Source organism: Buttiauxella selenatireducens, assembly GCF_031432975.1.
Taxonomy (GTDB): domain Bacteria; phylum Pseudomonadota; class Gammaproteobacteria; order Enterobacterales; family Enterobacteriaceae; genus Buttiauxella; species Buttiauxella selenatireducens.
Genome location: NZ_CP133838.1, coordinates 1,073,047 through 1,094,470 on the forward strand (window position 1 = coordinate 1,073,047; position 21,424 = coordinate 1,094,470).

At 46.0% G+C, this 21,424-nt stretch carries 22 protein-coding genes; 13 read left to right on the top strand and 9 right to left on the bottom strand.

Going from position 1 to position 21,424, the window contains the following annotated elements; translation table 11 throughout:
- Positions 1-9: 9 nt before the first annotated feature.
- Positions 10-1,068, top strand: coding sequence for a nicotinate-nucleotide--dimethylbenzimidazole phosphoribosyltransferase (gene cobT / locus RHD99_RS04940; RefSeq protein WP_309877702.1), 1,059 nt, complete (start codon positions 10-12; stop codon positions 1,066-1,068).
- 77 nt (positions 1,069-1,145) lie between these two features.
- Here the strand turns inward: cobT and RHD99_RS04945 are convergent, their stop codons facing one another.
- Both RHD99_RS04945 and RHD99_RS04950 read right to left on the bottom strand, forming a co-directional pair.
- Positions 1,146-1,739 carry a response regulator transcription factor gene (locus RHD99_RS04945; protein ID WP_309877703.1) on the bottom strand — a complete coding sequence of 198 codons (594 nt, stop codon included), beginning with the start codon at positions 1,737-1,739 and terminating at the stop codon, positions 1,146-1,148.
- Between the two features lie 41 nt (positions 1,740-1,780).
- Positions 1,781-2,482, bottom strand: a complete 702-nt coding sequence (locus RHD99_RS04950; protein WP_309877704.1) for a flagellar brake protein — start codon at positions 2,480-2,482, stop codon at positions 1,781-1,783.
- A gap of 634 nt (positions 2,483-3,116) precedes the next feature.
- Between RHD99_RS04950 and RHD99_RS04955 the strand changes: the two genes are divergently transcribed.
- The 5 genes from RHD99_RS04955 (at position 3,117) to RHD99_RS04975 (ending at position 8,860) form a co-directional block, all read left to right on the top strand.
- The gene (locus RHD99_RS04955) at positions 3,117-3,647 is read left to right on the top strand and encodes a fimbrial protein (protein ID WP_183270343.1); all 531 of its coding nucleotides are present in this window, start codon (positions 3,117-3,119) and stop codon (positions 3,645-3,647) included.
- A gap of 58 nt (positions 3,648-3,705) precedes the next feature.
- A complete protein-coding gene (locus tag RHD99_RS04960) occupies positions 3,706-4,392 on the top strand; it encodes a fimbrial biogenesis chaperone (RefSeq protein ID WP_309877706.1) in 687 nt (228 codons plus the stop codon).
- Positions 4,393-4,491: 99 nt separating this feature from the next.
- Positions 4,492-7,017: a fimbria/pilus outer membrane usher protein gene (locus RHD99_RS04965; protein WP_374708470.1), complete on the top strand. Its 2,526-nt coding sequence runs from the start codon at positions 4,492-4,494 to the stop codon at positions 7,015-7,017.
- A 12-nt stretch (positions 7,018-7,029) separates the two neighbouring features.
- Entirely contained in the window at positions 7,030-8,070 is a 1,041-nt protein-coding gene (locus RHD99_RS04970; RefSeq protein WP_309877710.1) for a fimbrial protein, read from the top strand.
- A gap of 22 nt (positions 8,071-8,092) precedes the next feature.
- Positions 8,093-8,860 (top strand): EAL domain-containing protein, encoded by a 768-nt coding sequence (locus RHD99_RS04975; RefSeq protein WP_309877712.1) that lies wholly within the window; start codon positions 8,093-8,095, stop codon positions 8,858-8,860.
- Here the strand turns inward: RHD99_RS04975 and RHD99_RS23965 are convergent.
- The 4 genes from RHD99_RS23965 to RHD99_RS04985 form a co-directional block, all read right to left on the bottom strand.
- Complete coding sequence (locus RHD99_RS23965) at positions 8,841-8,888, bottom strand: hypothetical protein (protein WP_374708471.1); 48 nt, start codon at positions 8,886-8,888, stop codon at positions 8,841-8,843. The genes RHD99_RS04975 and RHD99_RS23965 overlap by 20 nt on opposite strands.
- A gap of 33 nt (positions 8,889-8,921) precedes the next feature.
- Complete coding sequence (locus RHD99_RS23970; protein WP_374708472.1) at positions 8,922-8,993, bottom strand: ash family protein; 72 nt, start codon at positions 8,991-8,993, stop codon at positions 8,922-8,924.
- Between the two features lie 369 nt (positions 8,994-9,362).
- Positions 9,363-10,004: a winged helix-turn-helix transcriptional regulator gene (locus RHD99_RS04980; RefSeq protein ID WP_309877713.1), complete on the bottom strand. Its 642-nt coding sequence runs from the start codon at positions 10,002-10,004 to the stop codon at positions 9,363-9,365.
- Between the two features lie 104 nt (positions 10,005-10,108).
- Positions 10,109-10,771, bottom strand: a complete 663-nt coding sequence (locus tag RHD99_RS04985; RefSeq protein WP_309877714.1) for a helix-turn-helix domain-containing protein — start codon at positions 10,769-10,771, stop codon at positions 10,109-10,111.
- A gap of 553 nt (positions 10,772-11,324) precedes the next feature.
- On the opposite strand from RHD99_RS04985, the gene RHD99_RS04990 reads away from it, so the two are divergent.
- From RHD99_RS04990 to RHD99_RS05020, 7 genes are all read left to right on the top strand, one after another.
- Positions 11,325-11,855: a fimbrial protein gene (locus RHD99_RS04990; RefSeq protein WP_309877715.1), complete on the top strand. Its 531-nt coding sequence runs from the start codon at positions 11,325-11,327 to the stop codon at positions 11,853-11,855.
- A gap of 60 nt (positions 11,856-11,915) precedes the next feature.
- Entirely contained in the window at positions 11,916-12,593 is a 678-nt protein-coding gene (locus tag RHD99_RS04995) for a fimbrial biogenesis chaperone (protein ID WP_309877716.1), read from the top strand.
- A gap of 46 nt (positions 12,594-12,639) precedes the next feature.
- Positions 12,640-15,165 (top strand): fimbria/pilus outer membrane usher protein, encoded by a 2,526-nt coding sequence (locus RHD99_RS05000; protein WP_309879078.1) that lies wholly within the window; start codon positions 12,640-12,642, stop codon positions 15,163-15,165.
- A gap of 153 nt (positions 15,166-15,318) precedes the next feature.
- The gene (locus tag RHD99_RS05005; RefSeq protein WP_309877717.1) at positions 15,319-16,263 is read left to right on the top strand and encodes a fimbrial protein; all 945 of its coding nucleotides are present in this window, start codon (positions 15,319-15,321) and stop codon (positions 16,261-16,263) included.
- A 13-nt stretch (positions 16,264-16,276) separates the two neighbouring features.
- A complete protein-coding gene (locus tag RHD99_RS05010) occupies positions 16,277-16,786 on the top strand; it encodes a fimbrial protein (protein ID WP_309877718.1) in 510 nt (169 codons plus the stop codon).
- A 319-nt stretch (positions 16,787-17,105) separates the two neighbouring features.
- A complete protein-coding gene (locus RHD99_RS05015; protein WP_309877719.1) occupies positions 17,106-18,062 on the top strand; it encodes a fimbrial protein in 957 nt (318 codons plus the stop codon).
- Between the two features lie 175 nt (positions 18,063-18,237).
- Positions 18,238-19,071, top strand: a complete 834-nt coding sequence (locus RHD99_RS05020) for an EAL domain-containing protein (RefSeq protein WP_309877720.1) — start codon at positions 18,238-18,240, stop codon at positions 19,069-19,071.
- Positions 19,072-19,153: 82 nt separating this feature from the next.
- Here the strand turns inward: RHD99_RS05020 and RHD99_RS05025 are convergent, their stop codons facing one another.
- From RHD99_RS05025 to RHD99_RS05035, 3 genes are all read right to left on the bottom strand, one after another.
- Positions 19,154-19,459: a helix-turn-helix domain-containing protein gene (locus RHD99_RS05025; RefSeq protein WP_309877721.1), complete on the bottom strand. Its 306-nt coding sequence runs from the start codon at positions 19,457-19,459 to the stop codon at positions 19,154-19,156.
- Positions 19,460-19,544: 85 nt separating this feature from the next.
- Complete coding sequence (locus RHD99_RS05030) at positions 19,545-19,655, bottom strand: ash family protein (RefSeq protein ID WP_309877722.1); 111 nt, start codon at positions 19,653-19,655, stop codon at positions 19,545-19,547.
- A gap of 358 nt (positions 19,656-20,013) precedes the next feature.
- Positions 20,014-21,372, bottom strand: a complete 1,359-nt coding sequence (locus RHD99_RS05035; RefSeq protein ID WP_309877723.1) for a hypothetical protein — start codon at positions 21,370-21,372, stop codon at positions 20,014-20,016.
- Positions 21,373-21,424: the final 52 nt, after the last annotated feature.

Consider the following 21,424-nt stretch of genomic DNA (forward strand, 5'->3'; position numbering starts at 1 on the left):
ATAATAACGGTGCAAACATTAACGGATTTAGTGGCAAGCATCAGGCCGCTTGATAAACAAAAAATGGCGCAAGCGGCTGACTATATTGAAAGTTTAGCAAAGCCGGCAAAAAGTCTTGGACGCCTGGAAGTGATGGCCACTCAACTGGCGGGTATGCGCGGTCTGAGCCATCTGGATAATCTGCAAAAAGAGATCATTGTGATGTGCGCCGATCACGGGGTGTTTGATGAAGGTGTGGCCGTCACACCAAAAGAGGTCACCTATATTCAGGCGCTGAATATGCAGAAGGGGCTGACCGGCGTTTGCGTGTTGGCTAAAAACAGCCAGACGTCTGTTTTGCCTGTAGATATCGGCATTGATTGTGAACCCATCGCGGATATGGTGAGCCTTAAGCTGGCACGCGGTTGCGGCAATATTGCCCGGGGGCCAGCCATGTCGCGCCAGGACGCTGAACAACTGCTGCTGGCCAGCGCGCAGTTGGTGAAAAAGCGTGCGGAGGAAGGCGTGTCTATCTTTGGTGTCGGTGAACTGGGTATTGCGAATACCACACCCGCTTCGGCGATGATCAGCGTCTTTAGCGATTGTGATCCTCACGATGTGGTGGGCATCGGGGCCAACCTCCCACTCGAAAGGTTACAGCACAAAGAGTCTATTGTGAGAAAGGCTGTCCACATTAATCGACCTGACGGCAATGATGCGGTGGATGTGTTGGCGAAAGTCGGCGGGTACGATTTGGTGGGGATGACGGGCGTCATTCTTGGGGCGGGGGCGTGTGGCCTTCCGGTGGTGCTGGACGGTTTTCTCTCCTACGCGGCGGCTATCGCGGCTTGCCAGATTGCGCCTGAAGTCAAAAACTATTGTATCCCTTCACATTTTTCGGCAGAAAAAGGCGCGCAACGCGCATTAGAACACCTTAACTTAAAGCCGTATCTCTATCTGGATTTACGCCTCGGAGAAGGGAGTGGCGCGGCTATTGCGATGTCGATATTAAGTGCGGCATGCGCCATGTATTGCCATATGGGATTGCAAGCGAACAGCGGTTTTAGCCTGCCGGGTTCACCGACGTAATCGTTGATAAATGCGCTGGAAGCCGCAAGCAAAAGGGCAGGGAAGGAACCCTGTGAAACGCCCTTGCGCCCGCAGCCTCAGAATATAAACGAACGGAATCCGCTGAGGTTTTGATAAAGCTGAGCGCTGTTGCGAAACCCCAGTTTGCGTACAGCGTTCATCTTATGGCACTGCGCAGTTTTGTAGTTGATAGCCAGTTGCTGCGACACGTGGCGAATATCTGAACCTTCAAGCAGCAACCGCAGAATGCTCTTTTCCATCTGCGTCAGCTTACCGCGCTCCCTTGATCGGGAGCTAACAATGCCTGGGTTCATCACCATCTGAAGCAGCGTTAAATGCAGCTGCGCCAGCCGGGCATTGTCGGCAACCATCTGAACATGCTGCAACAGCAACTCCGGTATCAGTGATTTGTGCTGGTGTTTTAACAGCAACGCAATCTGTTTTCCCTTCACATCTTCCACATGGTGATTCAGCCAGAGGATTTTTTCTGTGGGGGAATAACTGCTGTCCAGCAGGCTAATCAGCAACGGTACAGTGGGATCGGCCTCCAGCACAAATTCCAGCTCTGCCGTCGTGCTTACAAAGACAGGCTCCAGTCCTGATTCGGTAATCGCTGAATGAAGGCCCGCCCCCATGAAATCCATGGCGCTCCAGACGATAATACTTTTCATCGGTGTTATTTCTCTTTAAAAACGAAAAGCCAGCGGCCGCCTTATAATCGGTGCAGTCGTTTCTCTTCAAGGAGTAATTTAACAATGATATTGTCCAGTTTTCGCAGCGTACTTTCTGTCATTCGCTTGAACTGGCAGGAGAGATGAACGACGTCACGATAGCTCTCATCCTCGTCGGGTTCTATTATCGGCTCTACGTTGATCACGTGAAGATTAGAAACCAGAGTGCCTATATCATTAAAATCAAATTCAACATTGCGTAATGTCGTGCCACAAAGTGAATTAATATGCTCATCATTTTCAACAATCAGTGCACAACCACCGTGGGAAATATCCTTAATTCTGTAGTGGTATTTACGCCCATCATTAAACTTGCCGTAGCACTGAAAGTTATGTTTGTTTGCCAGAGTTAAACGCGAATGCATTCGTCGTTGCGTCACTTTGACGCTGACGGGAAAACAGACGTATAAACAATTGACGTTATTAACGATGGCGGCTTTTGCTTTTGTCGTTTTAAAATCGTATTTGCCGTTGTCATCCTGGATAACAAAATTCAAAGCATTGCGCTTTTTCGCCAATTCTTCGTCCCACGGGATAAAGAACCCTGCGGAATCTATTTTTTGAATACGGCTGGCAATGACCCCTGTTTTATCATGGACATCGACACGGCTTCCCTTTTTTACTGCCTCACGCATAATCGCAATGATTTCAAACATATCCTGTTTGACGTAGGCGTCTTCCATTTTGTAATTATCCTTCTGATACGAATATCAAAGTGCTAACAGTTTGCTAATGGGGGGGAATAAAATTGTTATCTGAACCTGGCGGAGTGACGTCACTCTGCTTTATTTAATAACAATGGTTGTATCTGCAAAGTCATTAATTTCCCACTGGAAATATAATCAACTATTACCAGAGAGTAATAGTGGCCTTGCGTTAATAATATCATGGTAAGCTTATAACTCTGTTGGCATTAAATGTAGCATAAAAATCCAAAATAAAACAAATCCTAAGATTAAGTATCTCAGTTGTCTGTCATGGTTGATTTATCGTGTTGCAATCAACGTAAAACACAGAATGTAAGACTGTAAAACCAAAAAATTACTTAATTAAAACAACAAGTAACCATTTTGCTTCTCATCGCGCACCAAAATATAGCCCCTGGCTGATCACAAATTCATCTCTCCGGCAAATGTAACAATCTATTAATTTCTGTTTATTAAGTCGTGAAAACAATCAATCTATGTAAATTCCTGGTGTAAATTTCCCTCGCCCAATCAGTCCAACCGGACGTTGTCGATAGAGCAATCCCATTAATAACCAGAGGCGTTTATTTGCCTCCTAATCGTTATTTTCTAATCAGTACATGGAGTCACAATGAAGAAGATTTTACTGCCTGCCGCTGCACTAATTCTGTCAGCAACAGCAATGAATGCCTATGCAGTCAATGGCAAGGTTGAATTCACCGGTGAGATCGTGAAATCCACCTGTAACGTCGTTTCTGGCGACCAGGATAAACAAGTTTTCATTGGTAAATACCCAACAACTGCATTTACCAACGTCGGTGACGTAACGGCTTCTAAAGCATTCACCATTCAGCTTGAAAAATGTGAAGCGGGCGATTACTCCCTGCGTTTTGATGGCCAGACTGTTGCCGGTCACTCAAACCTGCTGACGGTTAACCCAGCTAAAGATACCAGTCTGGCTGATGGTGTTGGTATCGAAGTTCTTGATAACAACGAGCAAATCATTCCTGTTAACCAGTCCGCTGATGCTAACAGCCCGTGGGTCACTATCGCGGCTGATGGTACTGCCACTTTCAACCTGAAAGCGCGCTACAAATCTTTCGATACCGTACAAGCTGGTCCTGCAAACGCGAATGCCACTTTTACCATCGAATACAAATAAGCCACGGAATGTGGAATCTGGACCACGGATGGTCTGCGTGATTAATTGGATTGAGTAAATGAAAAAGCGACTGGCATCATTATTACTTCTTATATCTTTACAGGCCTCTGCGGGCATTCAGGTCGGAGAGACTCGGGTTATTTATAACGGCAACCAAAAGTCTGCCGCCTTATCTATTCACAATGACACCGATGAAACCTGGATGGTGCAGACCTGGCTTGATAATGGCGATGCCAGCAAAACGCCAGCTAATTTACCCATGCAGGTTATTCCGCCCATTTTGAAACTGGCAGGAAATAAAGACGCTATTCTGCGCTTTATTTACTCCGGCAACGGCCTGCCTACCGATAGAGAATCCGTTTACTGGATTAACGTTCAGGAAATCCCCCCTTCGGCCAAACAAGAAAACGTACTGCAAATTGCGGTTCGTACTCGCGTGAAACTCTTTTATCGCCCAACCACGGTGAAAACAACGCTTCTGAAAGAAGCTGAAGCGCTCACCTGGCGCAAACAGGGCAATGACCTTGTGGTCACCAACAACGGCCCATTGCACGTCACTTTTGGGGTGCTGACCCTCAAAGGCAGCGGCGGAAAAACCTGGAAAACCGAAGCCGATATGGTGAAACCAATGGCTTCTCTGCGTATTGCGCTCCCTGCCGGTGCGTCTGCGGCCAATAACCTGTCATTTACATTCATCAATGATTATGGCGGTCACACAGAAATAAAAGATACACGCATTCAATAATTCAGCTTAGGAATGAACAGCATGGCTCGCAATAAACAAATGGACCTGTTACCACGGCGTCTGGCTTATCACATTCGATGCGCTCTATGTGTATCAGCAATGCCATTGTTAGTCGCGCCGTTATCTTATGCTGATGAGCAATTTAACACTTCGTTTATTCATGGTGAGGATAACGTCACGCTGGTTAAGGATCTTGCTAATGGCGATGATATTTTACCCGGGCGTTATCCGTTCGATATTTACGTGAATAAAAAGCGTGTCGATCACCGTGAAATTGAATTTAAGAAATTACAGCCCAATACCCAAGGGACGTTTTGCCTGTCCGCTGATGAATACCGCGAATACGGGATCTTAGTGGCAGACACTGCGGGTAGCCGTTCCTGTTATGACATCGTAAAAGCCATTCCGGGCAGCTCGATGAGCTGGAATGCCGCACTACAGGAACTGGATATTTCCGTGCCGCAGACCCACATGGAGCCGCTCCCGCAGGGCATGATTTCACCCCGCGTGTACGAGAACGGCATCAACGCGGCCTACGTGAACTATTCGTTCAGCGGCGATCACAACCGTTTTTCAGACAATAACAACACCCGTCAGGGCGATTACTATTTCTTGTCGCTGAATAACGGGGTTAACCTCGGCCCGCTGCGTTTTCGTAATAACTCTACGCTGTCGAAACAACCGGGTGAAAAAGAGGAATGGACGCCCGTCTCTTCCTGGGTGGAAACCGATATTATTCCCTGGCGTAGCCGCGTCCAGATGGGGCAGAGCAACACCAACAACAACGTCTTCGACAGTTTCCAGTTCCGCGGGATGCAGATCTCCAGTATTCCTGAGATGCTGCCAGACAGCCTGCGCGGTTATGCACCAGTGGTGCGCGGCGTGGCTAACACCAACGCCCGTGTGGAAGTTCGCCAGAACGGTTATACCGTCTACAGTACGATGGTGTCGCCGGGGCCGTTTGCCCTTAACGATATCTATCCGAGTAACCTCAGCGGTGACCTTGATGTGACGGTTATCGAAGCTGACGGCTCGCGCCATAGCTTCAGCATTCCTTACTCTTCCGTACCGAATATGCTGCGCGAAGGGATGTGGGAGTATCAGGTCACCGCCGGTAAATATCATGATGGCTCAAGCAGTTATCAACCAAAATTCGTCCAGGCGACGGTTTCTCACGGTACGAAATACGATCTGACGCCATACGGCGGCCTGCTGTTGGCTGAGAACTATCGCTCTGGGGTTGTTGGGGTCGGCACCAACTTTGGTGAATGGGGCGCGGCGTCCGTCGATGCGGCCTGGTCCGACACCGACCTGGCTTCCGGTGACAACAAACGCGGCGCCAGTTTCCGATTCCTGTATTCCAAATCCCTCAATAGCCTGGGAACCGAGTTCCAGCTTGCCGGGTATCGTTATTCTACCTCTGGCTATTATGACTTCTCAGACGCTATCAATGAGCGGGCCAGTTGGGATAACGGCTTATACCACACACAGTATTACGATCAGGACAACAACCAGAACGGCGTACCGGACTGGGCAACGAACGAGCGCAAATACTACGACACGCTGCGTTATAACAACAAACGTCAACGCGTGCAGATATCCGTTAACCAGCATATCGCTGGCGCATCGCTTTACGCGGTCTTGTCACGCCAGAACTACTGGGGCACTTCGGCCTACGACCGCACCGTCCAGACCGGGATCAGCTCCTCGTGGAAGCGCATCAACTACGGCATGTTCTACCAGAACAGTCGCAGCAACTACGGCTACACCGACAACAGCATCAACTTCAACCTGTCGATTCCGTTCAGCGTCTTCGATGCTAACCGTGATATGACCGCAAGCTTTAGCGCAACCCACAGCAAACAGAGTGGCGACGGTTTCAGCACCGGCTTGAGCGGGACGTTGCTCGATGACAACCGCATGAACTACTTCCTGCAAACCGGTCATACCGAGAATGGCGGAAGTACCAGCCTTGCGAACCTCGGTTATCAGGGAAGTTACGGCAACATCGAGGTAGGCCACAGCTATAACAGCAACTATCAACAGACCTCGCTTAACGTTTCCGGTGGCATCGTGGCGCACTCGGGCGGCATCACTCTGTCACAGCCGCTGCAAAATACGTTTGTGCTGGTTGAAGCCAAAGGTGCGCAGGGCGTTCGTCTTGAAAACCAACCAGGCGCGGCCATCGACACCTTCGGCTATGCGGTGCAAACCTCCGCCATGCCGTATCGCCATAACCGTGTGTCGCTGCGCACATCCGACATCGGCAACGGCCTGGATATTCCGCTGGCGGCCAAAGATATCGTTCCAACTAACCGCGCGATTGGCAAAGTGGTGTTTGAAACACATCTCGGCCAGAGCCTGCTGATTCACTCAAGGCTTGATACCGGCGACATGCCGATGATTGGCGCCAACATTTTCAACGGCCAGGGCACCAGCATTGGCGTGGTCGGGACGCAGGGTAAAGCCTACGTTTCAGGCGTTGAAAGTGGTGAAAAACTGAAAATGAAATGGGGCGACAGCGCAGACGATGCTTGCATGATGACCGTGCCGCAGTTGCCGCTAATTGATACTGATAAACCGGGTGGTTATCAGGAAGTGACTCTGACCTGCAGCACAAAATAAAGGAACCTGACAATGTGCTTTTTCAATAAACTACCCCGGGCCGGATTGATCCTTTTCTCCCTGCTGGCGGCCTTGTTTTCAACAAACAGTTTTGCGCTGTCGTGTAAGGATGCTTTCACCGGCAGTGCGAAACAGATTATCTCTTTGGATCAGCCTATCAACGTGTCGACGGCTAATTTGCAGCCAGGCCAGTTGCTTTGGCGTTCCCAGACTTTCTCCTCCACCTTTAAGTGCGAGGATACGGATGGTTTCCCAAAAGGGGAAAACGCCTATCTGTGGTGGGACCCGACCAAATTGGTACAGAGCATCCACAATTCGCTGCAAGTGGGCGTCACCTTTAAAAGCGTTGACTACAATCCGGTCGCGCAACAAAACACCCTGGTCGGGCCGGGTACCACGTGCCGCCCTAACGGACGTGGCGGCTGCCAAAGCCCGGCACAATCCCAGACGGTGAAGGTTGAATATTCGGTTTATATCAAAGCAACCGGTAACGCGCCGCCGCAAAGCGGCCAGATAACCGATAACAATCAGTATGCGTTGTTCCAGGTTGATGGCGTGGGCGGTCTGAACTCGCGCCCGGACAGTAACTTCCGCTCCTACATTACTGGGCTTGGTAACATCCGTTTTATCTCCTGTAACCCACAGATAACCGTGGTGGCTAACAACGGGAGCACCGTGAACTTCGGCAAGATCCCGGCGCGTAATGCGGTGGTGGGGAAAATCGAAAAACAGATGCCGTTCTCCGTTGAGGCCAACCTGACTGGTGCCGGGCAGGATTGCCAGGGGAAAACGCTGATGGCAAGTTTTAGCTCCACCTATCCGACGCAGGATACCACCACCATTTTACCGACCAGTGACAGCGGTTTCGGGATTGTGATTTCTAAAGCGGATGCCCCGCTCACGTGGATCCCGATGAATACCCCGCAGACTCTGGGTTATATCAACGGCAGCGTTATCAGCACTAATTTCCTGGCGAGCCTGAAATGGCTGAGTACCACGCCGAAAGAGGGCACGTTTAAAGCCTCTGCGAATATTGATGTCACCTTTAAATAGACCAGCGCGGTAATGTCGCAATATGTCACTGATAACAACTAAACCAACCGGGATGCGCTATGTCTTTCAGCCGATGTTCGATCGCGAGGGGAAACTCATTGCGGTGGAGTGCTTGTCACGGCTCGATCCGCTGAAGCATGGCCACTCTGCTAACGTGGAACAGTTCTTCAGTCATGCACCGCTGACGTTACGCACGGATATTCTGCTGGAGCAAATCGCGCTGGTGGCGCAATACCAGTCCTGGTTTCGCGACAACAACGTGATGGTGACGTTAAACATCGACGAACAGACGCTGATGGCGCTCGATGACGAGTTGATCTCGGAATGTGTCAATGCAACGGGTTGCCTGCACTTTGAGATCAACGAGTTCTCCCGGACACTCACCTGCCATAACCCGACATCCCTGGCATTAAGCGAGAAATACTCGCTCTGGCTGGATGATTTTGGCTCCGGGTATGCGGGCTTTAGCGCTCTGTCGGTTCAGCCGTTCCGCTATATCAAGACCGACAAGTGCCTGCTGTGGAGTCTGTTTGAGAAGAATAATGGCCAGGAACTGATGTCATCCCTGCTGAGCTATTTTAATGCGAACCATTATCTGGTGATCGTTGAAGGCGTGGAGACACTGGAGCACCGACGGTGGCTTGACGGCATGTCATGGTTTGCGCTTCAGGGGATGTTGTGGCAAGAGTGCAGCATCAAAACGCTGATGGCCAGAGCACCGGTTTATTCATTCCAGGGGGATGGCAAACAGGTGTGTAACGCTCAGGAAATCACGGGATTTTTACAGTAGTGCCTTTCTTATGCAGCGCCGCGATGATATCGGCAGTGTGCCAGTCTTGTTTGGTGGGTGCTCAGGCGGAGTTTGCACTACCGGTCACAACGGATGCCGGCCAGTCCGAAGACTGCCCCGCCTGAGCCACCATTGATATATTGCGTTATTACGTGGAATTCGAAGGTGTTAACCAACCCGCTAATGAACGGAATGCGAGTTGTTTTCCAAAGATATTTTTAAAATTGAATCTATCAATAAACCTGAAACAAAATATCCTCTATTTATTTATGGGTGACTTCATCTGAAAACCCGTCACTGAATATATTGTTAGTTAGAGAAATAGAACAAATATTTACCATGATTCGCTCTAACCATTCCAGGGGTAATACATTAGAAATATCACTAACGGCTAAAATTTGAGGCCAGAAGACTGGTTCATTTCTTACTGGTGGTGGGATTGTTTGGCGTTTATTGAAGCAGAGGTTTTGGGGAATTGAACACGGCTTTGATATGGCAGCAGTTAATATTTTTTTGGCAAAGAATTAATTTTGATTAGCTTTCCTCGTTCTAATTCGATATATCCTCCCGCTTTAAGTGACGCAAGAATTTTCATAATCATACTACGTGAAAGATTGGTTTTAAGACGAATATAATTTTCTACGGTAGTTGAATTTTTGATCGTTTCATTTTCGCTTATCAGTTCCAGTAATTGGGCACGAATAATCTCATAGGTTGTCGGTGCGGAGAGCTGTTGTCCGATGGTAAATAATTTCCCTCCGATGATGAGCAGATGCTCTGCAAGTGGTCGCCATAAATTCTCACGTTCTATAATTTCAAAAAGTTGATGAGTAGGTATTATGCCTATTTCACAGGTTGTGATCGTCCTGATATAGCTACCGATATACATTTGGGTCAAATTGCCCAACCCAAGAATAACAGGGGCGTTACCAAAACCGACAATACGGTCATCGTTCTGGCGATGCAGCACAAAACTGCCTTTCGAAATTAAATAACAAAAATGTGCATTTTCACTTGAAAGGGTTAAAGTGCGCCGTGGTGGGTAGTTTTTTTTTACTGAAAAAGGCAGCAGTTTAGTCACCAGTTCGAGTACGAAAGGTGAGGGGAGAGATAACAATGTTGGAATGGTATCTTTGGCATTCATAAGCGCACCGGGTCTATAACAACAGTAATCTACTATTAACTATAGATGCATTGGGGATGAAAGCGAAGAGTATTTAACTGCCAACAGGCTTCCTGACGCGAGATTTAGTATTTCTGGGGGAGCCGATTGACACTCATTAAAATTCCTCTGTTTAGTGTAATACATTCAGCATCACGTAATTGGGAAAGGATTTTCATCACACCGCTACGTGACAGATAAGTTCTGTTTTGTATGTAGTTTGCTGCGGTCACATTTAACCGGATACGCTCTGGCTCTTGCATTAACTCCTGAAGTTGAATTTTGATAATTTCATAAGAAGATAACTGCGAGTGTAATGTACAATTTTCATAAACCCGGGATGCGGTATACATAATCAAATAGCACAAACTTTCCCAAAGTTTTTCTCTCTCCAGTAATAGATACAGTCTTTCTGTTGATAAGCGGTACATTTTCGCATCGGGTGTAGCCCGGACATATAAATGATCATGGTGACCCCGCAGGCCGCTGACACCCAGTAAAAAAGGGGCTTTCTCCGAATTCAGGATCATGCCGTCACCACGCCGATAAAGTGTGGCGCTGCCTTCAGTGATTAAATAACAAAATCTCTTATTATTTTGCAGATAACGTATCGCCTCGCCCTGCGTTGGTGTGAAGGGCTCTGTGAAAGGTTCAATTGCATCGATAATTTTTTGAATATGGTCTATGGGTTTAGTTGCGGAAACCGGTATAAATGTAGGCATATTCTCTAAAGCTATTCTGGAATTCATATTATTTTTCCAAACATCCAATCTTTCCTATTATAAGACTCCCAATGATTATCCCTTAAGAGTAATCATAGTAAATAATTAAATGATCTTAATGTGGACTCTGATTTTAACATTGAAGCAACATTGCGTTTTTGATAGAAATAAGATTATTCCCAGGGCTAATTAGCATGTAAAAATTAAATGAAGCTTAAATGTAAAATGCGTCTAAGCTTTTGTTTTACATAAGGGATAAAGAAAGCCTTATAAACAATGTGTCTTAATTGTTAATAAAGCAGTCCACGATTACGCTTAAAATTGATTGTGTTGTATACAGGGTTTATTTAGATTTATCCCCAGCAAGACAACGATACTTAATCAGGTCGCTTAATAAAGAATTCCAACTTTTTAGGTTTCCGGAAGTTCGTACTTATCAAGTGATGATGATATCTGTCTGCAATTAGAAAGTATTAAACAAAGAAAACCTGAATAAATACCTGCCATCGGCACTATTAATAATATAGCGGCCTGTGAGGGATTTACAGGGACAACAAATATATACTCAAGGAATTAGTAAATGAAAAAGAATCTCATCGTTGTTGCTTTCGCTGCTGTTACTGCGTTGTCTGCCTCTAATGCCATGGCATCTGCTGGCACCGTTAATTTCACCGGCCAAATTCTGGATGCAGCATGTAATGTTGACGTTGCTTCTCAGAACCAGACCGTTGCGCTGGGTTCTTACTACAAGACTGAATTTGTTAACACAGGTGATGTGACTGCTGCTAAGAAATTCACCATCGTACTGAAAGATTGCCCTTCTACTGTAACTGCGGCACACGTGATGTTCGACGGTACGCCAGAAACAACTGACGCGACTCTGCTGGCAATCGACAGCACTGTTCCAGGTGCTGCAACTAACGTCGCTATCAACCTGAAAACTGCTGATATGGCTGACCTGGCACTGCACGGTGATAACGGTTACCGTTATTTGCTGAGCAGCACCCAAGATAACAACCTGGATTTCTACGCTCAGTATAAATCTACTGCAATGCCTGTAACTCAAGGTCCTGCAAACTCTGTAGCCAGCTTCTCTGTAGTCTATAACTAATTTCCTTCCGGAAATAACAGGGGGCCGGATATTTCGGCCCTTTTTCATAAAGGTAAAAAAATGAATTTCCTTCGTAAAACTTTAATTGCTCTGCTGTTAATTAACGCAGGTGTTTCCTCCGCCAGTGCCGGTATTATTATCGGTGGCACCCGTGTTATTTATGATGGCAATAAAAAGGAAGCATCTATTGGCGTTAATAACCCGGACAGCACTGCCTATTTGATTCAGTCCTGGATTGACACGCAAAATGGCGGCACGGAGAAAGCTCCTTTTGTTATCACTCCACCTCTTTACCGTCTGGACCCAACGCAACAGAACGTTGAGCGCATTATTTTAACCGGTGCGGTACCGCAGGATAAGGAAAGCCTTTACTGGCTGAATATTAAAGCTATTCCGTCTGCGCCGAAAGCAGCAAACAGTTTGCAGATTGCGGTGAAAACCAGCATTAAATTAATTTATCGCCCGGCTGCAATTAAAGGCACTACGCCAGAGGAGCAGGCAGATAAATTAACCTGGTCCATTAGCGGTAATAAAATTCAGGTGACTAATCCAACGCAATTTGTGATGAATTTTAATGAAGTGACTGTTGGCGGTAAAAAGCTCGAAAACGTCAGTTATGTTTTGCCAGGTTCAACGGCAGCCTTTGATTTACCCAAAGATATTCGCGGTGGGAAGGCAACGTTCACGGTGATTAATGATTATGGCGGCCCCGGTAAAATACATAACGCCAGCCTTTAAAAGAATAAGACCGCAATAATATGCAAGGATTTAAGGGTTAATGATGATGAGACAAAAACATAAAGTTTTCCAGCCTGCCAGGATGGCCATTTTTATTGCGGTCGCGTTAAGCAGCGGAGCTCAGGTTGCGAACGCCCGCGATACTTTTAACCCTGAATTGCTTGAAGTGGGAAACCCCGGTGCGGGTAAAACTGACCTCTCCGTTTATGAAGCAGGATCTCAGGCACCGGGCGTATATCACGTTGATATTATTCTTGACGAACAACTGGTTGATACGCGTGACGTTGAGTTTAAAGCAGTCGCAGATAAAAGCGGAGAAGCCAACTTACAGCCCTGCATCAGTCTCGATACGCTTAAAAGCTGGGGGGTAAAAACCGATCTGTTTCCGGAACTCGCAGCCGATGCGCAGTGCATAAACCTGGCTGTTATTCCTCAGGCTTCAGCAGACTTTCAGTTCAGTACCCAGCGATTAGTCATCAGTATTCCTCAGGCGGCACTAATACCTCAGTCGCGTGGCTATGTCCCCCCTGAAAAATGGGACGAAGGCATAACGGCAGGGATGTTGAACTATAGCCTCAGCGGCGACAACAGCCGGGGGCGCGGTGCCAATAGCAGCACAACGAATTCGCAGTATGCCAACCTGCGACCAGGTCTGAACATCGGGCCGTGGCGTTTGCGCAACTACTCGACCTGGAGCCGTGACAGCAACGGCCAGGATAAATGGGATACCGTTTATACCTATCTTCAGCGCGATATTATTCCTTTGAAGGCGCAGCTGACCGCAGGCGATAGCTCCGCTCCGGCTGATATTTTCGACAGCATGCCGTTCCGTGGTGCTCAGCTTGCGTCCGATGACGATATGCTGCCGGATTCAATGAAGGGCTATGCGCCCGTTGTGCGTGGTATTGCTCGTACCAACGCCCAGGTCGTCATTCGACAGAATGGTTACCAGATTTATCAGAGCTATGTCGCGCCAGGTGCGTTTGAAATCACCGATATGTATCCGACAGGTGGTGCAGGGGATCTGGATGTCACTATTAAGGAAGCGGACGGCAGCGAGCAACACTTCAGCGTGCCGTTTGCCTCGTTACCCCTGTTGCAGCGTGAAGGGCGTCTGAAATATGCGGTCACCGGTGGGCAGTATCGCTCTTATGACGGCAGCGTAGAGAAAACACCTTTCGCCCAGATGACCGCTATTTACGGTTTACCGAAAGGTTTCACGGTTTATGGCGGCGTGCAGGAATCCAGCAAATATCAGTCTTTGGCTTCCGGTGTTGGCAAGAATATGGGCGATTTGGGTGCGGTTTCTGTTGACGTCACCCAGGCCTGGTCTAAACCGCAGGATGATGTTAAGTCGAGCGGGCAATCATGGCGTGCGCGTTACAGCAAAAACTTTGTCGATACCGGTACCAACTTTGCGATTGCGGGTTATCGCTACTCTACCCGTGGCTATTACGGCATGCAGGAGGTGCTCGACTCCTACAGCGACAACAGAATAATGCAGGATCGCCGCCGTAACCGTATGGAACTGACCATGAGCCAATCGCTTGGCGGCAGTCTCGGTTCGGTTATGGTGGGGGCTGTGCGTGAAGACTACTGGAATGATGGAAAAACCATGGAGTCCTACACCGCGGGCTATAACAACTCGTGGCACAGCATTAGCTACGGAGTCACCTATACCTACAGCAAAAACGGTGCATCTGACGGCTACAGTGAATCCACCCGTTATGACAAAGACCAACAGATTGCACTGAACGTGAGTATTCCGCTGGACCACTTCCTGCCGGGAACATGGGCTAGTTATGCCATGAATTCCAGCAAAACCAACGGCACGACGCACTCTGTTGGCCTGAGTGGTGTGGCGCTGGAAAATAACGCGCTGAACTGGAACGTACAGCAGGGTTATGGGACCAACGATATTGGCGCGACCGGCAACATGAATGCTGACTATAAAGGCACCTACGGGGAAATGACGGCGGGCTATGGCTATGACAAAAACAGCGATCGCCTGAACTATGGCTTGCAGGGCGGCATTCTGGCCCATGCTGATGGCATCACGCTCTCGCAGCCGTTGGGCGAAACCAACGTCCTGATAAAAGCACCGGGCGCGAAAGGCGTGGGGATTCAAAACCAAAGCGGGGCGAAAACGGACTACCGCGGTTATACGGTCATCAGTAACGCCACGCCATTCCGTAAAAACGATGTGACGTTATCCCCGGATATGATGCCGGATGATGTAGAGCTTGATTTGACGACCGCAACGGTTATTCCAACGCGCGGTGCGGTGGTTCGGGCTAATTATGTGGCGAACGTCGGGATGCGGGTTCTGATGACGCTGTTACAAGCTAATGGGCAGCCAGTGCCATTTGGCGCGATTGTGAGCAATGCCAGCAATAAAGGCCAGGGCTCCATTGTTGGCGACCAGGGGCAGGTATTTTTGACGGGGTTAGATAACAGCGCAAAATTGTTCGTCAAATGGGGAGATGCGCCGAAAGACCAATGTCAGGTTGAAGTATCTTTACCGCCAGCGGATGCAAAGAATATTCAGAATATCAATGCAATTTGCCGGTAAATATTTCGTACTCAAAAAATATTTTATCGTTTGTTTTTATAATTCGTCTTGTAGCTACTCATTAGCTCTCTATTTTAAAAGTAATCAATGAGAGTGGTTCTTATTTTCCTTGCGCCTGTATGAGATGCTCGTAAATTGAGGTAGGTATTTTTAATGAAACGTATTTTAAATATTTTATTGATGTTATTAACAGTAACCAGTTTTTATAGCGAAGCGTCATGTGTAGTTAACCAAACCGTCCGAAAGACTATTCAGTTTAGTTCAATAGTGGTACAGCGTGATACCGCAATAGGTTCTACTATTGCAACGGTTACATCCTATCCGAGTAATATCCAGACCGGAGGATGCAGCAATGGTGGGTATGAGTATGAGAAAATGATGTATTTAGGTGGCGTATCATCTGTCATACCTAAAGTTTATAACACAAATATACTGGGCGTGGGTATTCAGGGCAATTTTGATGGCGCAACCTGGACTTTTCTGAACCCTCCAAACCCTGTTTATATTGGGAGCACGACGGGAACCTACGATGGAGGAACTGGGCAAAATTTCCAACTCATTAAAACCGGAAATATTGTTTCAGGTAGTTTATCTAGCGGCCTCGCGGCTATAGTTTATTATGATGGTAATAGCACGAATGCTGTTGAAATAAGCCTCGCGACGTCCACTGTAACCCAGGTTGCCTGTGCCATTACCACCCCCAATTTAACATTCTGGATTGGCAATATATTAACTTCAACTTTTGGTACCAGCGTAGGCACGACGCCAGCGGGTGCATCAAATACACAAAACTTGGGGTTAAACTGCGACCCGCAGGCCAATATAAATGTCAGTTTGTCAGGCACGCAGAATCCCGATGTTCCGACAACTAGCGTACTGGCATTAACCGGGCAGGGCGGCGCTAACGTGGCGAAAGGTGTCGGGGTGCAAATTTTATATAATAACTCGCCGCTGGCGTTAAATAGCCGAATTGTATTAAAAACGTCATCAGGCGGGCAAGAAACATTCCCCCTGACCGCTCGTTATTATCAAACTAAAACAACCGTTACAACGGGCACTGCCAATGCATCCGCAACCCTGAATATCACCTATCAATAAATTGGAGTTAAAAATGAGAATTAATCATATCGCGGCTGTTTGTTTGCTGATGGGAATGACTTCTTTATGCCAGGCCGATCCGGTCACCCTTAATATCACCGGTAATATTGTCGCCTCACCTTGCCAGATCAGCAGCGACAGCGTGACAAAGGCGGTTGACCTTGGGCAAAACATCCAGGCTTCCGACTTGCAGACGGGTGGGTTAGCAACTACCTGGATCCCCTTCACCATTGACTTAACTTCCTGCCCGGGGGGGACGACAAAAGTCATTATGACGATGCATGGCTCAGCGGATCCCGTCAACCCGAACGACATGTATCACAGTACCGGGACGGCACAAAATGTTTCTGTGCAACTTCAAAGCCAGGCCGCCGACCTGATGGGTGATGGTAAATCCCTTTCAGGCAATATTGCCAGTAACGCTTATTCCTATCAGATGCGTGCGCGTGCCTATACCCAGAATGGTGGTGTAACACCGGGAACGATTGTTGCAACGGTCACCGCGACATTTGTTTATAACTAATATTATAAATATTGAATTTTCTTTCTAAAATGGCCGTTATTGTTATCAATAACGTCATTTTTTATATCCGATGCTTGATAAAAACTTCATAAACATTTCATTGGAGTGTTTGTTTTTGCGGGCTTCTCACTGTTGCGATGTTTAGAATGATTTTATTCAACAATGCCACGTTAGTTTTACACTTCCGAAAATAGAGTCGAATAAAGATATTGTATCTTCAACGTTAGTCTGTAAGTTGACATTAAGTTGCAGTCAAAAAATAAACCGGTATGCACAGTAGTTTCTTTATCAATTTAAAATTTCACGCATGGTATTTATAATGAAAAGTTTTATAAAAATTATATTATTTTCTCTGTCTGTAACCAGTTTTTATTGTCACGCCAACTGCACTCTTAATGGATCAACAATAACACAGACAGTTTCGCCTACGAGTTTTACTGTTCAGAGGGATACGCCAATCGGGTCGGTTGTAAAAACAATTGATCTGCCATTGAGTAATCAGCAAATGGGTGGGTGTAGCAGTGGCGCAGCAACGAACTATTATAGATTTATATATAATGGTGCGCAACCCTCAGGATATCCGCACTATTATAAAACACCTGTTGTGGGTATTGCAATGTCAGCAACAACAACGGGTATGAATGGTGGTTTATTTGGATATTATGACAATCCACAATTTGTTGATAGTTTCTCTGGCCCGATAGGAATATATACAGGAACCAAAACAACAATTTCCTTTATTAAAATAGCGGATGTTGTTCCGGGGGTATTGCCAGCGGGGCAGATAGGAACATGGACTGCCGATAGCGGCAGTACTTTTATGAATTTATTTATGAATAGCCTGTCAATATCACAAGTTGCGTGCTCAATAAATACACCAGCGCTCATTTTTCCGATTGGTAACGTATTAGTTTCATCATTTGGCTCCAGCATTGGGACGACCCCGGCAGTTGCTCAGAATACCCAAAACCTAGGATTAAATTGCAATCCCGGTGCCAATATCAACGTCAGCTTGTCAGGCACGCAAAATCCCGATGTTTCGACAACCAGCGTACTGGCACTGACCGGGCAAGGCGGCGCAAACGTGGCAAAAGGTGTCGGGGTGCAAATTTTATATAATAGTTCACCGCTGGTATTAAATAGCCGAATTGTATTAAAAACGTCATCAGGCGGGCAAGAAACATTCCCTCTAACCGCACGTTATTATCAAACTAAAACAACCGTTGCTACGGGCACTGCCAATGCATCCGCAACGCTGAATATCACCTATCAATAAATTGGCGTTAAAAATGAAAATTAATCATGTCGCGGCTATTTGTTGATGGGAATGACTTCTTTTATTGCCACGGTTACCGCGACATTTTTGTTATATCCGATGTTTGACAAAAACTTCATAAACATTTCATTGGAGTGTTTGTTTTTGCGGGCTTCTCACTGTTGCGATGTTTAGAATGATTTTATGGAATAAAGGCCGCAAGGTGAATGAACGTATAGTATCAACATCTTCTTTTACTGCTAATAACATCGAGGATATCTCCCTTGATAGTTATTTAATGAGTATTAGTCAGGTGTCAGGCTTACGTTTTCAGCCGATTGTTTTCCTGAATAATGGGCAAGTTATTGCGCATGAAGTCCTTTCCGCGATATCGGGCGATCCTGCTTTATTCTTCTCATCTCTTTGTGAAGAACTTCACCTTGCCATTTTTTTGTGGCAGCTCGAAGAAGTACGTCATCTACCAGAGTCCTGTTGGTTTAATTTACCTGTGGCAGTGTTCAGTGAACCTTATTTAATCAGTGAGCTTATTGCAGCGGGGCCGGCAATGGAAAATATTTCGATTGAGCTACAGGACCCGGAAAATATCCAGCATCTGAATCCATTACAATTTAATCGCCTGCGTTCGGGCGTTCGTCGGTTACAACAGCATGGCTGGAATATCATTCTTGATGATTTGACGAGTACTTGCGCTCCGTATCTAAATGAAAATGATTTTAAGTTTGCAGCGGTTAAATTTGATCGCACTGAATTGCGCGGCAATCCGGATTTAGAGCAACAAATTCATCATGCCCGATCTCTTTCTTCTGTCATCGTTCTGGAGGGGATAGAAACAGCCGAAGACCTGAAGATCGCCAACACTTGTAAAGCCGATGCGGGGCAGGGCTTCCTGTGGCCTGAGAGGAAAGTAAATTGTTATGTGCCTGAAGTTGTAGCACGTAGAGCTTTGCTCTGGGGCCAACGGCTTGAACATATTCGCAAGCAACGCGTTGCCGTTAACGCTCACCTGTAAAGACTCAAGAAAGCAATAATATCTGGAGGGTTAAGCGCCACCCGCACGGGAATTGACTGGATGGCGCGGTGGTCTGTTGGCTTTACGAACTTGAATCTCGCTTCTGGCGAGGTGAGTGCATCAGGCGCACGATGGGTTTACGTGTCTTTTCATCAAAATAGCGGCTCGGCCAGATGGTTTCGGCGGGTACGCCAATCGCAAGACTTATCAGCATTTCCCCTTTTGCCCATGGGCGTGTCAGCGCATTGGCAAGTGTCGAAGAACTCAAACCCGCAGCACGTGATTCTGCTGCCAGTGAAGTTCCTTTCTTATGCAGCGCCGCGATGATATCGGCAGTGTGCCAGTCTTGTTGAAAGGGCAGGAAGGTAGGGCTGTGTGATAGTGTCATTTACATCTCCTTGTAGTAATAACGACTACCACCGGAGCTGCGAAACTCTTTGGGTGGTAGCTCAGACAAGGTTCGCAGTACCGGCCTACAAGGACACCGGCCAGCCCGAAGGCTGCCCTGCCTGAGCCACCATTGAAGTTGTTAGTACAGTTTTGAACTGTTCATACAACAGGTGTGCGGAGACATTGACACTCAATGCATAACATCAAGTGTATCCTTATAGTTTTATCAGGCTGCGAAACCCGGCTGCGGATTTTGCCGCAGCGGGGCTGACTATATCGTAAATCGAAGATGTTAACCAACCCGCTAATGAACGGAATGCGAGTTGTTTTCCAAAGATATTTTTTGATTTGCAGGCGTTGCAGACACAAAAAAGCCCGCATAACTTTCGCTATGCGGGCTTTCGGCTTTATCGGGTGGCTTTGGTACCCACAGATGGATAATTTTGGTGGAGCTGGGGGGGCTGAATAATCACCTTAGTTTGTTGTTTATAATGATTTTTCATTAATTCAACTTTCGTTGGTATACCTAAACGTATACCAATTGGAAAAGACTTACACGAAAGCATCAGAATGATTTGTGCCTAAGTCATTGGGATCTTGATCTAAACTCGTTCTTATCGATACGATAATTTCTAAAGTGAAGCCCCCATTGTTACTTACAAAATCTTCTCTCGTAATCAGTACGTTATGGCAGTCCTTTTGAATTGAAACAGGAAGTTTGTTAAACAATTTATTAATGTCAAAGCTACTCATTCCGACTGACTTTGACAGCAATTCAATCGTCAAATTATTAATAGTCTTTTTCGATATTTCGGATACTGGTGTTTGATTAATATGAATTCGTAATTTTAATTTGTTAACTAAATGCTCATTTCCATATGTATAATAAGTAATATTATCTTGAAGGAAATTATCATCACCAATCTCAACCATTTTACTGCAAGATAACCATGTGTCATAACTGAAGTGATAGTCATTGGTTTTATATCCCTTGTTGGCAAGGAATTCTTTTGCTAAGAATGGTGACCATCCATATTTATGAGGTATTGTTGGTGGGTTGGATTCAAGTTTTTTTCTTAATTTAACATTTCTAATGTAGGCTTTAAGTTCTACTTTTGTCTTTACTCTATCGGTGTGTACGTTTCTTACCCAGCGATTTAAACCATCAAGATCAGTTCTAAAGGAGTAGATGGCTAAATTTCTGGCGTACTTAAAAATGCTGTCATCATCGAAATATATTTTTAAACTAACTAGTTTTCTTTCATAGGCCTGATACAAGTAAAGGATGTAAATGAATGGCATGAAGGAAAACGATAGTAAAATCGGTGTTAAAAGCTCTGTGAGATTTGTCCAAGAAAAAGTGTCTTTCATTGATATAATTGAAAGGTATAAAGAATGTGTAAAGTAAAATATCACTACAGTGGCTAATATTATATTTATTGTTACGCTGATTTGTTTTGTTTCTGTTTTCATTCCGCCTACGACGGAAAGTAGACTTAAGAATGTAATAATAGGAAACATTATAAATTCTACTGTAAATGAGAAGCTATGCAGTTCTAGGATGAATGTTAGCAGAGTGCTTATTCCGATTGTTTCTTTTAGTTGAGATTTGAAAAAATATTTACTATTTTCAATTTTATTAACTTCAAATATTGTTACGAAGGCATATGTAACCATCCAAACTAAAGTTGTCTTCAAATTACTTGATGACCATAGCCCAATCTCATAAAACAAAGCAACACAAGCTGTCACCCAAATAACTGCGAGGCCTAATACTGTTAGTATCAGCCGGTGTTTGAAAAACTTAATAAGTTGAAAGAAAGAATCTCTAATGTCTTTTTTGACGTTAAGTGTAATAACTATGAAAACCATCCATATAATGAACGCGTACTCTCTGCCATTAATATCCATTTATAAATACCATTATTAATTTATAAAAATAATGCTTGGAATCTGCAAGATT